This is a genomic window from Winogradskyella sp., assembly GCF_028282165.1.
Lineage (GTDB): Bacteria > Bacteroidota > Bacteroidia > Flavobacteriales > Flavobacteriaceae > Winogradskyella.
Genome location: NZ_JANQIM010000004.1, coordinates 31,331 through 45,680 on the forward strand (window position 1 = coordinate 31,331; position 14,350 = coordinate 45,680).

The 14,350-nt window shown below is 36.5% G+C and carries 12 protein-coding genes; 5 read left to right on the forward strand and 7 right to left on the reverse strand.

The features are described 5' to 3' along the window. Positions 1 to 16 precede the first annotated feature (16 nt). Together Q0972_RS01560 and Q0972_RS01565 are read left to right on the forward strand one after the other, a co-directional pair. Positions 17 to 541 (forward strand): hypothetical protein, encoded by a 525-nt coding sequence (locus Q0972_RS01560; protein WP_299361723.1) that lies wholly within the window; start codon positions 17 to 19, stop codon positions 539 to 541. Positions 542 to 600: 59 nt separating this feature from the next. Then, on the forward strand, positions 601 to 1,134 hold the full coding sequence (locus Q0972_RS01565; protein WP_299361725.1) for a hypothetical protein: 534 nt from the start codon (positions 601 to 603) through the stop codon (positions 1,132 to 1,134). A 3-nt stretch (positions 1,135 to 1,137) separates the two neighbouring features. Here Q0972_RS01565 and Q0972_RS01570 read toward each other — a convergent pair whose 3' ends face one another. From Q0972_RS01570 to Q0972_RS01595, 6 genes are all read right to left on the reverse strand, one after another. Further along, positions 1,138 to 1,896 (reverse strand): hypothetical protein, encoded by a 759-nt coding sequence (locus Q0972_RS01570; protein WP_367182386.1) that lies wholly within the window; start codon positions 1,894 to 1,896, stop codon positions 1,138 to 1,140. A gap of 97 nt (positions 1,897 to 1,993) precedes the next feature. Further along, positions 1,994 to 2,896, reverse strand: coding sequence for a hypothetical protein (locus Q0972_RS01575; protein ID WP_299361727.1), 903 nt, complete (start codon positions 2,894 to 2,896; stop codon positions 1,994 to 1,996). Further along, the gene (locus tag Q0972_RS01580; protein WP_299361729.1) at positions 2,897 to 3,565 is read right to left on the reverse strand and encodes a DNA alkylation repair protein; all 669 of its coding nucleotides are present in this window, start codon (positions 3,563 to 3,565) and stop codon (positions 2,897 to 2,899) included. It abuts the gene before it with no gap. A gap of 17 nt (positions 3,566 to 3,582) precedes the next feature. Next, a complete protein-coding gene (locus tag Q0972_RS01585; RefSeq protein ID WP_299361731.1) occupies positions 3,583 to 6,867 on the reverse strand; it encodes a S41 family peptidase in 3,285 nt (1,094 codons plus the stop codon). A 218-nt stretch (positions 6,868 to 7,085) separates the two neighbouring features. Further along, positions 7,086 to 8,783 (reverse strand): gamma-glutamyltransferase, encoded by a 1,698-nt coding sequence (ggt, locus tag Q0972_RS01590; RefSeq protein ID WP_299361733.1) that lies wholly within the window; start codon positions 8,781 to 8,783, stop codon positions 7,086 to 7,088. Next, positions 8,780 to 9,382 carry an ACP phosphodiesterase gene (locus Q0972_RS01595; protein WP_299361735.1) on the reverse strand — a complete coding sequence of 201 codons (603 nt, stop codon included), beginning with the start codon at positions 9,380 to 9,382 and terminating at the stop codon, positions 8,780 to 8,782. Before Q0972_RS01595 ends, ggt begins: the two co-directional genes overlap by 4 nt. 40 nt (positions 9,383 to 9,422) lie before the next feature. Between Q0972_RS01595 and Q0972_RS01600 the strand changes: the two genes are divergently transcribed. Genes Q0972_RS01600 through Q0972_RS01610 form a run of 3 tightly spaced genes read left to right on the forward strand, consistent with a single transcriptional unit; the run spans position 9,423 to position 13,418 of the window. Continuing rightward, positions 9,423 to 10,493, forward strand: a complete 1,071-nt coding sequence (locus Q0972_RS01600; RefSeq protein WP_299361737.1) for an acyltransferase — start codon at positions 9,423 to 9,425, stop codon at positions 10,491 to 10,493. After that, entirely contained in the window at positions 10,490 to 11,878 is a 1,389-nt protein-coding gene (glmM, locus tag Q0972_RS01605) for a phosphoglucosamine mutase (RefSeq protein ID WP_299361739.1), read from the forward strand. The genes Q0972_RS01600 and glmM overlap by 4 nt, the downstream gene beginning before the upstream one ends. 28 nt (positions 11,879 to 11,906) lie before the next feature. Further along, a complete protein-coding gene (locus Q0972_RS01610) occupies positions 11,907 to 13,418 on the forward strand; it encodes an aminotransferase class V-fold PLP-dependent enzyme (RefSeq protein ID WP_299361742.1) in 1,512 nt (503 codons plus the stop codon). On the opposite strand, the gene Q0972_RS01615 is transcribed toward Q0972_RS01610, so the two are convergent. After that, positions 13,415 to 14,305 (reverse strand): lysophospholipid acyltransferase family protein, encoded by an 891-nt coding sequence (locus Q0972_RS01615; RefSeq protein ID WP_299361745.1) that lies wholly within the window; start codon positions 14,303 to 14,305, stop codon positions 13,415 to 13,417. The genes Q0972_RS01610 and Q0972_RS01615 overlap by 4 nt on opposite strands. Positions 14,306 to 14,350: the final 45 nt, after the last annotated feature.

Here is a 14,350-nt window from a genome sequence, read left to right on the forward strand (position 1 = left end):
AAAACTAAAAAAGCAGATGAAATTATTAGGCATAGGTTCACGTATTGACCATGAGGAATATGGTAAAGGCGTAGTTACCAACGTCACCTCCAAGCATTATTGGGTGACCTTTATAGACAACGGATTAGAAACCTTAGAGCTCGATGCAGAGTTTGAAGTTATAGAAGCAGCTGAGGATGATGTAGATACGGTTAGTTTCTATGAAGTAGAAAAGAGTTTACGTGATATTCTCAAGAAATGGTCTGATGTATCTGAAGTAGTTACTATTGGTGATAAATGGAAAGGTGGCAAATTGATTATGCAACCTGGGGATGAGAATTTAAAAGCAAGTGAGTTACCAATAGATAAATTTTTTCACAAAATAACCATGGTTCGCGATCGTCTGCGTGTGATGGAACAGAAGATCAATTCTAGTAATTTGGAAGAACAGGAAAAGATAGATTTGCAACAATATATAACACGTATTTATGGGAGTTTAACCAGCTTTAATGTGCTGTTTAAATTGAAGTCGCAACAGTTTGTAGGGCAGCGTTCTAAATAGATTTCTTGTAATTGATGACATAATCTTTGGTTTACGATATACTTGTAAATCAATATATTATGAGATCAAGACTTTTTCTTTTCGCCTTTGTGGTTATGACGTTATGTGCATGTTCTGATGATGATAACAACGCTAACGATCCTGAAGATTCAAATTCGAGTATGACCATCAACCTTCCTGATATGTCTAACGTAATACTAGACAATATTTCGGGAACTGCAGGGAGCAATTATGAGGCGGGTAGTACTGAGTTTGCCCAAATAATTGCTACAAATAATAGTAATACCACCGTCAACTTGCAAATGTTCGATAATGTTGACGATCCTGGAACTAGAGCAATTCAAGCAGGAAACTCACTAAACATTGATGCTACTGGTATGGCAGGATTCTATGCCACTTTATCTGCATCATTACCAGATGGTAGTACTTTCCAAGCCACTTCCGGAACTGTGAGCATTACTGCTTATGGATTGTTAAATCCTAGTTCGAACATCATAGTAACCTCGGGTAGCTTTAGCGCAAGTGATGGAACGGATACAATATCAGGTACCTTTACAGAAGCCATGTTAGATTGTAGTGAATGTGGAGGATAATAACTAATTAAAAGAAAGTCCTTTTACTTCACCCATATCCAATTCTAAAACCAATAATTTATGGAAAGTTGGTAAAAGGGCGCCACTTTCAGTGATGATCCATTGGTCCCAAGTAGCTTCTAATCCTCCAATAGGTAAGATGTCTACCCACATTTGGTAGCTTTTGGGTTTACCAGAGTCATCAAAATGCCATAAATACGAATCGCCAGGAGTTGTGCCGCCAGAGGTGTACGTGACTAAAAGTGCATTTTCTCCATCTTCAGTGGTCACCAATCGTCTTTCGGTACCAGGATCAAACACTTTATATGGAGCTACTAACCAAAAGGAATCATTATTAAAATAAGCTTCAGCTTTGTTGATGTAATCGTTTTTCTCTATACCATTATATTCTTGTTGTCCAGCAAATACTTTAGAATGGTCATTGTTTTCCAAATCTAATATCACGGTAATTTCATCCCAAGAAACCTCACAGGTTTTATCGGTCTTATACCATTTGTAATGATGTTGTCCTTTAAAAGTCCATTCCAAGTAATCTGTATTAAGATAAGCTTCTTCATTTAAAGCTTCTAGCATCTTTATGGCCAATTGATCGGCTTCGGGACCTTTAGTGCCAATTGGTAGATCTTCATGATATCTTATATATAAAAATCCAAAAAATAAGAGCGAGGGTAAAGTGAGGAAGATAATAATTCCACCAATGATTTTTAGGATGCGTTTTGTCTTAGAGGTTTTAGGCATTTTATAATTAATAGTTTTCTTCAAAGATATCTTATTTTAGATTCCTGCTTTCATAGGAAAGACAAAATAAAATATCAAAATACTAGATTCCATATCAATCCCGATAACTATCGGGACGGAGTTATGAACTAGAAAGTTTTTCTTTGATAGCTTCTGCTAAAATCAAGGCTGCCTCAGGGTGGTTTCTAAACCATAACTCGGGCTCAACAAGTTCTAGTTCTGCTAAGGCTATCTTACTGTTATTATCATTAAAAATATCCACTCTGGCATATAATGGTAGCTCCTTACATGCTCTTACCGTCTTTTCGGCAAATTCAATCTCTGTTTCTGTTGGAGTATAATTATGAACGCTACCACCAAAATCATCCTGAACCCTGAAATCTCCTGATTTAGCCTTTTTCAATATTGCATGTGTGAATTGCCCATTGAAGACCATCATGGACACTTCACCCTCAGAAACAATACGACGTTGAAATGGCTGTAACATCATCGCTTCATTGGCAATTAATGCCATGTAAACACCTTCGTGGTTGGCCCTATTTTCAACAGTTAGTTTATAGGTATGCCTAGCAGCACCAGACACACAAGGTTTTAAAACGGTCTCTTCCCATCCGGTTTCGGTATGTAAGTCCTCTAGACTTTTTGTGGTACCAGCTTCAATAAATAAGGTTTCAGTAATATGAACACCGTTTTTCTGAAGATCTAATAGATAATGCTTATCGATATTCCAACGGATTAAGGCTTCAGAGTTTATTAGTGTTGTCACTTTTGAAACGGTATTTAACCAATCTGAAAACTTTGGGAAATCATCAAAGTAATCCCAAGTGGTCCTAAACAGTATGGCTTTGGTAGATGACCAATCAAAAAAAGGGTCGCTCCAAGCGAGCCGAATTACCTTTAAGCCCAATTTTCCTAGAGCGTTAGCAATTAAAGCATCTTCTACGATAACATTTTTGGTATAGTCATCAATTTTGTTGGGATAGGCATGTTTATGATCCGTGAGGACAACGATATCGTACTTCATTTATTTTAATCGTTTTAAAGCTTCTCGCACGCTTAATGGTTTTAAATCAATTTTAGAGGTAAAGTCTATTACTGATTGTGCATCAGTTTTTGCAAATTCACGCAACGCCCAACCAATCGCTTTTTGAATAAAAAATTCATCGGAGTCAGCATGTGTTTCGCAGGTTTTAAAGAGAATCTCGGTATCTGTTTTAGCTTTATAACCTAGTTGAAAAAGTATAGCCGATCTATTGAGCCACATATGATTAGCATTAGAAAGTTGTTGGATATATACATATCTGTCATCCCAAAATTGCAATATGTAATTGCCTAAAATATGTTTTGCTATAAAATCTACCGTATCCCAATGTGGTTTGCTGGTGATTAAGCCTGTGATGAATTCAAAATCGGATTCTACGTACTTATTGTGCAAAAATTTGTCTACGATTTCTATGGCACAATAATGAAATTCGCGTTCATCCAGTTGGTAGAGTTCAATGGCGATGTCTCTACAGTTGGTTCTTACATCATCTTTATAGGAGTTCAATACGTCTTTGAATAAGGCTTTTCGTTGCGGTGCCTTTATGCCCAAAAAGGGAAATAGATCTTTCATATAGGCTTGCATGGACAGGGTATCATCCTGATTTCTATGCGCTTCTAACTGAGCTCTAAGTTGGGCAACGAAAGCCATTCAAATAAGGGAAATCATTAATTATCCGATTTATAACCTGCCGGGCGTTTCCAACGTACTGGGGCTTTTGGCTCTGGTTTTAACTTAAACTCGTTGCCTTTTAACAGCCTCATGGCTTCTTGTACAGCACGTTCTAACTGTGGATCATTACCTATAGTTGTTTCTTTTGGGTGCTGAATCACTTCAATATCTGGCGCTATACCTTCACCTTCAACTGCCCATTTACCATCAATATCATAGAAACCACCTCTTGGTGCAACCATACGTCCACCATCTATAAACCTCGGTGTATCCCAAGTACCTACCAGTCCTCCCCAGGTTCTTGTTCCAATTAATGGGCCAATGTTTTTCATCTTAAACATATAAGGCAATAAGTCCCCACCAGACCCTGCACGTTCATTAATGATCATTACCTTTGGACCCCAAATACCCGCTATGGGCGTTGTCCAAGGACGTTTGTCACCTGCCTTACTATTAAAATAACCAAAGAGTTCGCGAGACATGATGTCGATCATATAATCGGCTGCAGAACCACCACCATTATTGCGTTCATCTACCACAACTCCTTTTTTATCTTGCTGAGAGAAATAATAGCGATTAAAAGACGTAAAACCTCCGCCACTAGTATTAGGAACATATACATAGGCGAGTTTGCCATTAGACAATTCATCGACTTTTTTTCGATTACTCTCTACCCAATCGACAGTTCTTAAACTGCGTTCGTTCCAAATAGGTTTAACTAAAACAGTTTTGGCATTTGTCATTGATGGTGTAGAATTAACCGCAATATTGATTTCCCTCCCAGCAGTTTGCTCTAATAATTCGTAAGGATTTGTGCTTGAATTTAGTTGCTTACCGTTTATAGCTACTAAGTAGTCACCTTCGTTAACCTCTATTCCCGGTTTTGAAAGTGGTGCATCTAAATTAGGATTCCACCGTCCTCCTGAATAGATTTTTGAGATTTTATAATTCCCATTGTCATTTTCAAAATTGCAGCCTAACAGCCCAACAGAAACATAGTCCACATCTGGGAAATCACCACCTGAGACATAGGAATGTCCTACAGCTACTTCACCACTCATAATGTCAACAACATAATTTAAATCTGTTCTGTGACGTACATGGTCTATCCAAGGTGCATACCATTCGTAAACCATGTCCCAAGGTGCTCCATGTACATTATCTACATAAAGAAAATCGCGCATATATCGCCAACCTTCTTTGAAGATTTGATGCGCCTCAGCTTTTGGATCGAGCTTTATTTTAATGTCAATTTTTAAATTGTCTTTTCCTTGTTTTGGTGCAGCTGAAGTACCAGAAAGTATCCAACTACCTCCCTTTCTCAATAGAATAGATTTTCTATCCTCTGAAGCCACCATTTGCCATATGCCATCGGCAAAGTCTGTAGCTTTTTCCTTTTCGACATCATAAGAGTGTACTTTTAAACCACGTTCATTAGGAATGGATTCAGCAATAAAAACTTTGTGTTTTGGGCCTTTAAGTAAGGCTACATAATTTCTAGCTGGTAAATCTAAGGCCACGGCTCTGTCAAAGATACCATCTTGATCTATAGTCACTGTAACACCATTTGATGATTTATCATCATCCTTTTTGTCCTTGCCCTCATCTTTTTTGTCGTCTTTGTCTTTTTTGTCCTCATCTTTCTTTTCAACCTCTTCCATATCATTCTTAGGAAGATTAGGTGCTTTATCTTCTGAGTTTAGTACTATCGCATATAAACTTCGTCTTAGATTGGCAGAAGGATCGTAATTACTCATATCTAACCAACCACTTTGTAAACCATAATTGGTACTCGCCAAGGTATAAATATATTTGCCTGAAGCGTCCCAAACCGGTGTTATAGCATCGGCTATAGGATCAGTAATTTGAATGGTTTTCTTACTGTCTACATTGTAAACAAAGATGGCTTTAAAATGGCTATCTTGTTGTTTAGCGTAAGCTATCCATTTACTGTCAGGAGACCAAACGGGATTCATAGATCGATTAGGATGTGCATATCTATCGGTATCTATTTTTTGGGTTTTCTTTGAGTCAAGATCTATAATCCAAATATTGTAATGTGTATCGGTGTAGGCAATGTATTTTCCATCTGGTGACCAGTCTGGTTGAAAGTAAAAAGTAGGATTGGGAAGTTTAATTGCCTCGACATTTTGACCATCTTGATCTGCCAGCATCAATTGGTATTCTCCACTTTTATCAGAGAACCAAGCAATTTTATCACCTTTGGGAGACCAAATAGGACTGCGATCGGCAATACCAGGGGTGTTGGTAATATTCATCCATGTGCCTTTATCTTTTGGAACGGTAAAGATTTCACCTCGATGCTCAAAAAGAGCGCGTTTCCCTTTAGGTGAAATATTTGGATTAGACAATTGCCTTGCAGAAACGTCATCCCACTTGGTACGGTAAAAGTTCAAATCCGCTTTCACATTTATGTTTAGTTGTTTTGTGTTTTGAGAACTTGGATCATAAACATGCAGATAACCGCCTTGTTCATATACAATTTTATCAGTACTTGCGTCTAAACTCTTAACGTCAAACTTTTTATGGAATGTAATTTGCTTTTCTTGTTTTGTAGTGGGGTTAAAAGACCAAATATTCATGGTATAATCGCGCTCAGACATAAAATAGACGATTCCATCTAACCAAACAGGATCTAAATGACGTTCTTTTGTAGGCTGTGTAGTTCTTATTAAGTCTTTCGTTTTCATATTCACTACCCAAATAGGCATCGCTTGTCCACCACGATAATTTCGCCATTCGGCATCCCAACCTGTAATTGGCGTGTAAGCAATGTGTTTACCATCTGTAGACATTTCGCCATAAGCCGCTCTTGGAATATCCAAAGCTTCTGGTAGACCGCCGTTGGTAGACACAGTAAAGAACTTATTGGTCATAGTAGGCTGTGCTTCTCGACTAGAGCGAAATAATACTTTACCATCTGGAGTCCAACCTTGTACAATATCCCCACTTGGATGATAAGTGAGTCGTTTTGGTTCGCCACCTTCCGATGGAATTACAAATACATCTACATTGCCATCGTATTGTGCTGTAAATGCTATCATTTTACCATCATTAGAAAAATGGGGATTGGATTCGTAGCCCTCATCGCTAGTTAATCTGATAGCTGTTCCTCCTTTAGTAGAGGCTTTCCATAAGTCATTGGCATATACAAAGACCACATCGTCACCATGTAATGTAGGTTGTCTTAACAATTGTGTGCCTTGTGAGAAACTAAATAGTGTGTAGCAGAATGCTATTAATAAAATGAGTCGTCGCATTTTGGTTGGGTTTAAGAAGTAATTATTTTCTAAAAAATCAGTGTCCATAAAGATACAATACAGACAATGCTAATCTCGTAAAACAATGTTAAAACCATGTTGTGCGTTTTTGTGTCCTTGAATAGTTCTCCATACATCACGATCCCGATAGCTATCTGGACAGTCGGGACACTCGAACTGACAATTTGAGACTAGAAGGTTGGAAAATATAAAATTGGTTAAAACCCAACAGCAGTATCATCACCTCTATGGTCGGCACCACCTTCCATAGTTCCATCTTCTAGCATTAGGATGCCATCTACTTTTCCTATAACAGGTGTTCGGGTTTCGTTTATGGTATAGCCTAGTTTTTCAAGCTGTTTCTTTAGTTTAGTATTGAATGAATTGGGTTCCAATCTAATTTCGTCTGGCAGCCATTGATTGTGAAAACGCGGCGCATCGACAGCTTCTTGCATCGTTAATCCAAATTCATGGACGTTTAAAATGGTTTGCAAAACAGATGTGATGATAGTTGACCCACCCGGTGTTCCAACCGACATATAAAGATTGCCATTTTTCTCAACTATGGTTGGTGTCATGGAACTTAACATACGTTTTTCTGGCGCAATGCTGTTGGCTTCTGCACCAATGAGACCATAATAATTGGGTTCGCCTGGTTTGCTACTAAAATCATCCATTTCATTATTTAAGAAAAATCCTAACTCATCCACATATAGCTTAGAACCATAGCCTCCATTTAGTGTTGTGGTGACTGCTATGCTATTACCAAATTGATCGACGATAGAGTAGTGGGTAGTCTCATTACTTTCATAACCAATGATCTGGCCATGCGAAATAGAATCTACAGGTGTTGGTGTATCAAAAGAAAAACGTTTCATTCTATCTCGGAGATAGATGTCGCTAATTAATGTTTTAACCGGAATATCTATAAAATCGGGATCTCCCAAATAATAACTTCGATCTGCATAAGCACGTTTTTCTGCTTCTACCATGACTTGAATGGTTTTAAGCGAATTATGGCCATAGTCTTCTAGATCAAAAGGCTCTATCATTTTCATGATTTGTCCAAGACAGATGCCTCCAGATGATGGGGGAGACATAGACGTAATTGTAAGGTCATCGTATTGAAACGTGATAGGGTCTCTCCATATAGCTTCGTATTTTGCTAAATCCTCAAGGGTAATTATACTACCTTTAGACTGAAGATAGGCTACTAATTTCCTAGCGGTTTCACCGGTGTAGAATTCATCAGTACCATGCTTTGCAATGCGTTCTAATGTATTGGCCAAATTAAGATTAGTAATTCTGTCACCGGCTTTTAGATTTTTGTTATAAAGAATTTCTTTTTCGTTGACTGCTGTGATGATACTATCGTATTTTATGATTCTTTTTTCTTGCTTTTCTGTAATGATATATCCATTCTTGGCAAGCGCAATGACAGGGTTCAAAACAGTTTCAACATCAAGCTTTCCGAATTTTTTTTGAGCTTTAAAAATCCCTGCTATTGTGCCAGGAACTCCAACCGACATGCTTCCTACTGTACTTAGATGTTTAACTATATCTCCATTGTTATCTAAGTACATATTTTTTGTAGCTGCTAAAGGTGCTTTTTCTCTATAGTCTAGTGCTCCTTTTGTTCCATCTGCCATTCTGTAGACCAAAAAGCCCCCACCGCCTAAGTTACCGGCATAAGGATAGCATACTGCTAGAGCCATCTCTGTGGCCATCATAGCATCAAAAGCATTTCCACCTTTTTTTAGAATAGCAATGCCTATTTCAGAAGCTTCTTTTCGGGCACTTACGACCATGGCATTTTTAGTAATTAGACCTCTACCGTTAGTTTCGGTAGCTTTTGATTCACTTTTACAGTTTAAAAAAGTGAATACAATAAATAGAATTATAACATAACGCATCATAGGTTATACAGTTGTTTAAGCTCTAGAAGTTTATTTTTGCTAAATTCCAGGAGTTCATTAAAAAACGCTTTAAAATCCTCTTCAAAATCTTGGTAGTATTCCCTAAGTTCTTTGGTAGCTTTGTTCATCCCAGAAATACCCTTGGTCCTTCTATTCATACCATTTAAAACCGATTGAATACCATTAATACTGGCGTAGCTTAAAAGCCAGTTACCCTCGATCATAATTGGTGAAATGTATTGATACCTTTCTGGCAGAATGTCCATGTGCTTTTTTAAGCTTTGGTAAAAATCTTCCACATAATCTGCTAAAGGTATATTGGAATAGTCTTTCCAGTTCTTTGCTAAAAAATGGTCATAAAAAATATCAACAATAACACCACTATAATGGCTGTAATTTTTATGCAATCGTTTAGTGCTTTTTCTAAAAGTTGGGTGAGCATCGGTAAAGCTATCAATCGCTCTGTGCAGAAGAATACCAATTTGTATTTCGTTAGAATAGGATTGATATTTTTTACCCCTTACACCATCGGCCATAAAATTACCAATTGCAATTAATTCGTTATTATCTGATAGGTATATGTGGGCAAGGAAATTCATTTGATAAATATATGTATTTTTACTTCCAAATTTGTCTGCATTGAGTCGCTTACCTAATTTAGATCCATTACGTTTTTTTTTGGCCAGTATTGTAATCTTATTTCATGTACCGAAACTATGTAGAAATCAATCACTCCCTTATTACGACGGTTTACCAATTTTCCATAGAGGTATGGAGGCTGTTTTTATGTTCTTTATCTTAAGTGGATTTTTAATTATTAGAATTATTTATCTAGAAAAAAAAAGATCGACGTTTTCCATCAAAAGATTTTATACCAGACGAATGTTAAGAATTTTTCCTCTTTACTATTTTGTAGTGATATTTGGATTCTTATTTTATTTTGTTTTACTCCCTGCATTAAATATACCCTTTGAAAACAATTATCATTTAATAGATGGAATTCTACTATCTGTATTTTTTTTGCCAAATGTTTTTGCCGAATTATATAGGCCTGGAGGTATATTAGAAATACTTTGGTCTATAGGCATAGAGGAACAATTTTATCTTGTAATAGCACCTCTACTTTTTTTTATAAAAAGGAAGCAGATTCTGGTCACATTGTTATTGCTTTCGATAATCTATTTTCTCATATTTCATTCTATGATATTTGATTATTTGAAAGAATTCCATTTTTATTTTTACTTTTTATTTTCTGGAGGTGTAGTGGCTTTATTGGAAGAGCATAAAAAGTTAGAGGTGTTAAAATCCATAAAACTTGCGCCATTGGTTATTACAACGCTCACTTTTTTGTACTTTTTTACGGATATGCTTATAACCAATATATTATGGTTAGACCACCTTATCATTCTATCTATATTTCCAGTCTTTATTCACACCATATCGTTTAATAATCGTAAACTAACTATTACTAATAAAACCTTTAATTATTTAGGTACTATTTCTTACGGAATTTATATGTTTCATGTCATTGCACTCAACTTTGTAGTATTTCTTTTTTTAAAATTGGACTTCCTGAAAAATCTACAGTCAGAACTGGCAATTCTCATAATTTTTAGTCTTACTTTTGCGGTTACAATAGCCATGGCACATTTGTCTTATAAATATTTTGAAAGTTATTTTTTACGCTTAAAACATAAATTTAGATCATGACTTTAATAAAATCTATCTCTGGAATTCGCGGTACGATTGGTGGTACTGTTGAAGATAATTTAACACCAATTGATGCGGTTAAATTTGCCGCTGCCTATGGCACTTGGATCAAGCAGCAACGCCATAAAGACAACTATAGAGTAGTAGTTGGGAGAGATGCGCGTATTTCGGGCGAAATGATTCAGAGCTTGGTGATGAATACACTAGTAGGAATGGGTATTCATGTGATTGATCTAGGTTTGTCAACTACGCCTACGGTTGAAGTTGCTGTACCTATGGAACATGCTGATGGTGGCATAATACTTACCGCAAGCCATAACCCAAAACAATGGAATGCACTAAAATTATTAAATCATAAAGGTGAGTTTTTAAATGGGGCAGAAGGCAAAAAAATATTAGAGATTGCCGAATCTAATGAGATGGTTTTTGCAGAAGTGGATGACTTAGGTAAAATTACAAAAAATGAAGCCTACATAGATTTGCACATTGATGAAGTTTTAGATTTGCCATTGGTAAATAAAAAGGCAATTGAAGATGCTAGTTTTAAAGTTGTTGTGGATGGCGTTAATTCTACTGGTGGGATTGCAATCCCATTGCTATTAGAACGTTTAGGCGTTCATGCTGTGAAATTATATTGTGATCCTACAGGACACTTTCCTCATAATCCAGAACCACTAAAGGAGCATTTAGGAGATTTAGCAGAGGCGGTTGTTAAGCATCATGCTGATTTTGGAATTGTTGTCGATCCAGATGTAGATCGTTTAGCTTTTATGGATGAAAAAGGGGACATGTTTGGTGAAGAATATACTTTGGTAGCCTGTGCGGATTACGTACTTAGTAAAACACCAGGAAATACAGTAAGTAACATGAGCTCTACTAGAGCTTTGAGAGATGTCACAGAAAAACATGGCGGCACATACGAAGCCAGTGCTGTAGGTGAGGTAAATGTTGTGGAACTCATGAAAAAGAATAAAGTTGTTATTGGTGGTGAAGGCAATGGCGGTATTATTTATCCTGAATTGCATTATGGTAGGGATGCACTCGTTGGTGTAGCCTTGTTTCTAAGTCTTTTAGCTGAAAAGAAAATGACTGTTAGTGAATTGAGGGCTACTTATCCTAATTATTTTATGAGTAAAAAGAAGATTCAATTGACACCAGAACTAGATGTAGATGGGATTTTAAGTACTATGAAGTCCAATTATAGCCACGAAAACCTAACAACTATTGATGGTGTAAAGATTGACTTTGCGGATAGCTGGGTACATTTGAGAAAAAGTAATACAGAGCCTATCATAAGAATCTATACTGAAGCGCAATCTCAAGAGGCAGCAGATCGTCTAGCCGATCGGTTTATAGTAGAAATTAAGGCAGTTGCCAATATTTAGTATCTTTGAATTAAAATAATCATATTTTATGGCCGTGATTTCTGATACTAAGAAGAATGATATTTCTAATTTGGAGGCTTATTTCAGCCATTTTAGAAAACATATTATTGGTCAGGATCAAACCTTTATATCTCCATTTGGCAAGCAAAAAATTATTTATACAGACTGGACGGCTTCTGGTCGTTTATATAGGCCTATCGAAGAAAAACTATTAAACGATTTTGGACCTTTTGTTGCCAATACACATACCGAGACTACAGTCTCTGGAACAGCTATGACCAAAGCTTACCATAAGGCTAAACATATTATAAAAGATCACGTTAATGCCAATGAAGATGATGTTTTGATTGTTTGTGGCAATGGTATGACAGGTGTCGTTAACAAGTTTCAACGTATTTTGGGACTAAAAGTTCCCGAAAATCTAAAGCAATATGCCGATATCCCAGACGAAATTCGTCCTGTGGTTTTCATATCACATATGGAGCATCACTCTAACCAAACCTCTTGGTTAGAGACTATGGCCAAGGTCGAAGTAGTTCCGCCAGATGAAGATGGGTTGTTCAGTCTTAAGAATCTAGAGATATTGCTAAAGGAATATAAAGACTGTACACTTAAAATATGTTCTATTGTTGGTGGTTCTAATGTTACAGGCATTCAAACACCATATCACGACGTCGCAAGACTAATGCATAAACATGGAGGTGTTTGTTTTGTAGATTTTGCTTGTTCTGCACCTTATGTAAATATTAATATGCATCCTGATGATAAGGATGCACAATTAGATGCCATCTTCTTTTCACCTCATAAATTTTTGGGTGGACCAGGAACCTCCGGTGTTTTAGTATTTAACAAGGAATTATACAATAATATGGTACCTGATTGTCCTGGAGGTGGAACAGTGAGTTGGACTAATCCTTGGGGTGAGCATAAGTACATCGATAATATTGAAGATCGTGAAGATGGTGGCACACCTGGATTTCTTCAAACCATAAGAACAGCACTTTCCATTAAGCTAAAAGAGCAAATGGGAGTAACCAATATATTAGAGCGTGAGCATGAGCTTATAGCTATTATCTTTAAAAAGCTAGAGCTTATATCGAATATCAATATTCTAGCAGGTCAGCACAAAGAACGATTAGGTGTGATTTCGTTTTATATTGATGATTTACATTATAACCTCGGCGTTAAGCTATTGAATGATCGATTTGGAATTCAGACTCGCGGAGGGTGCAGTTGCGCTGGGACTTATGGTCATTTCTTATTGCATGTCGATCAGAAGACCTCAAAGGAACTAACAGATGAAATCTCTATTGGCGATTTAGTGCGTAAACCAGGATGGATTCGTATGTCCATTCACCCTACAACGACGAATGAGGAAATAGAATTTGTTTGCGATAGTATAATTGCCTTGGCTCAGAATCATGAGGCGTGGAGCACGGACTATGAGTACTCACGATGTAATAACGAATTTATTCATAAGTCACAAATTAACACACCGTGTAATGCTACCGAGGTAGATCATTGGTTCGATTTAGACTAGGCGGTTTTATTTGGAACTTTATCTTTATGCTTCCAACGTTTGTGCGTCCATAAATAAAATTCTGGCCTAGCTTTTATTTGTGCTTCTAAAAGACGGTTGAATTTTTCCGTTATTTTAAAATCGGGTTCTTCTTTAGGGTTTTCGGATAAACTTATGATTTCTGCTTCATAGTGACCTCGCTTCAATTTATCAATTTTTAAAAATCCGATAGGGTAATTGTATTTTTTCGCCACAGCTTCAGCACCAACAAAACTCGGAACAGTAATTCCCATAAAGTTTAACCATACATTATTGGCACGCATTTTAGGGGATTGATCACTTAAAAAAGCAATCATGCGTTTATCCTTTTTCTTGTCGAGTTCTTTAATTCTACCAATGGCTTTTTTAGAACCTACAAGTTCTGTGTTGTATTTAGACCGTATACGTCTTACTAAATTATCAAAATAAGAATTGGCGATTTTTTTATACAATACTAAACCAGGAATATTGATATGAGATTGCAATACTATTGACCATTCATAACTGGCATAATGCCCAAACATTAAAATAGAACTAGATTGGGAAGATTCAAGCGCTTTTATTTTTTCAGGATTTTTAAGTACAAAACGCTTATTCAATTGGCTTTTTGAAATGCTTAGCGTTTTTATCATTTCCAAAAATAGATCACAGAGATGTTTATAAAATCTTTTGGTAATCGTATTGATTTCTCTTTCAGACTTGTTAGGAAAAACTAGTTTTAAATTACCCTTAACTATAGATTTTCTATAGCCAAAGATTCTGTATATAAAAAAGTAAACCACATCAGAAAGTGCATAGAGTAACCTAAATGGTAAGATGGAAATTAACCACAGGACTGGATAAATTAAAATGTAAGCAATAAGTTGCATAAAAGCGTGTTCTTTCTGAAGCGCAAATATATTATATTTGGCTCA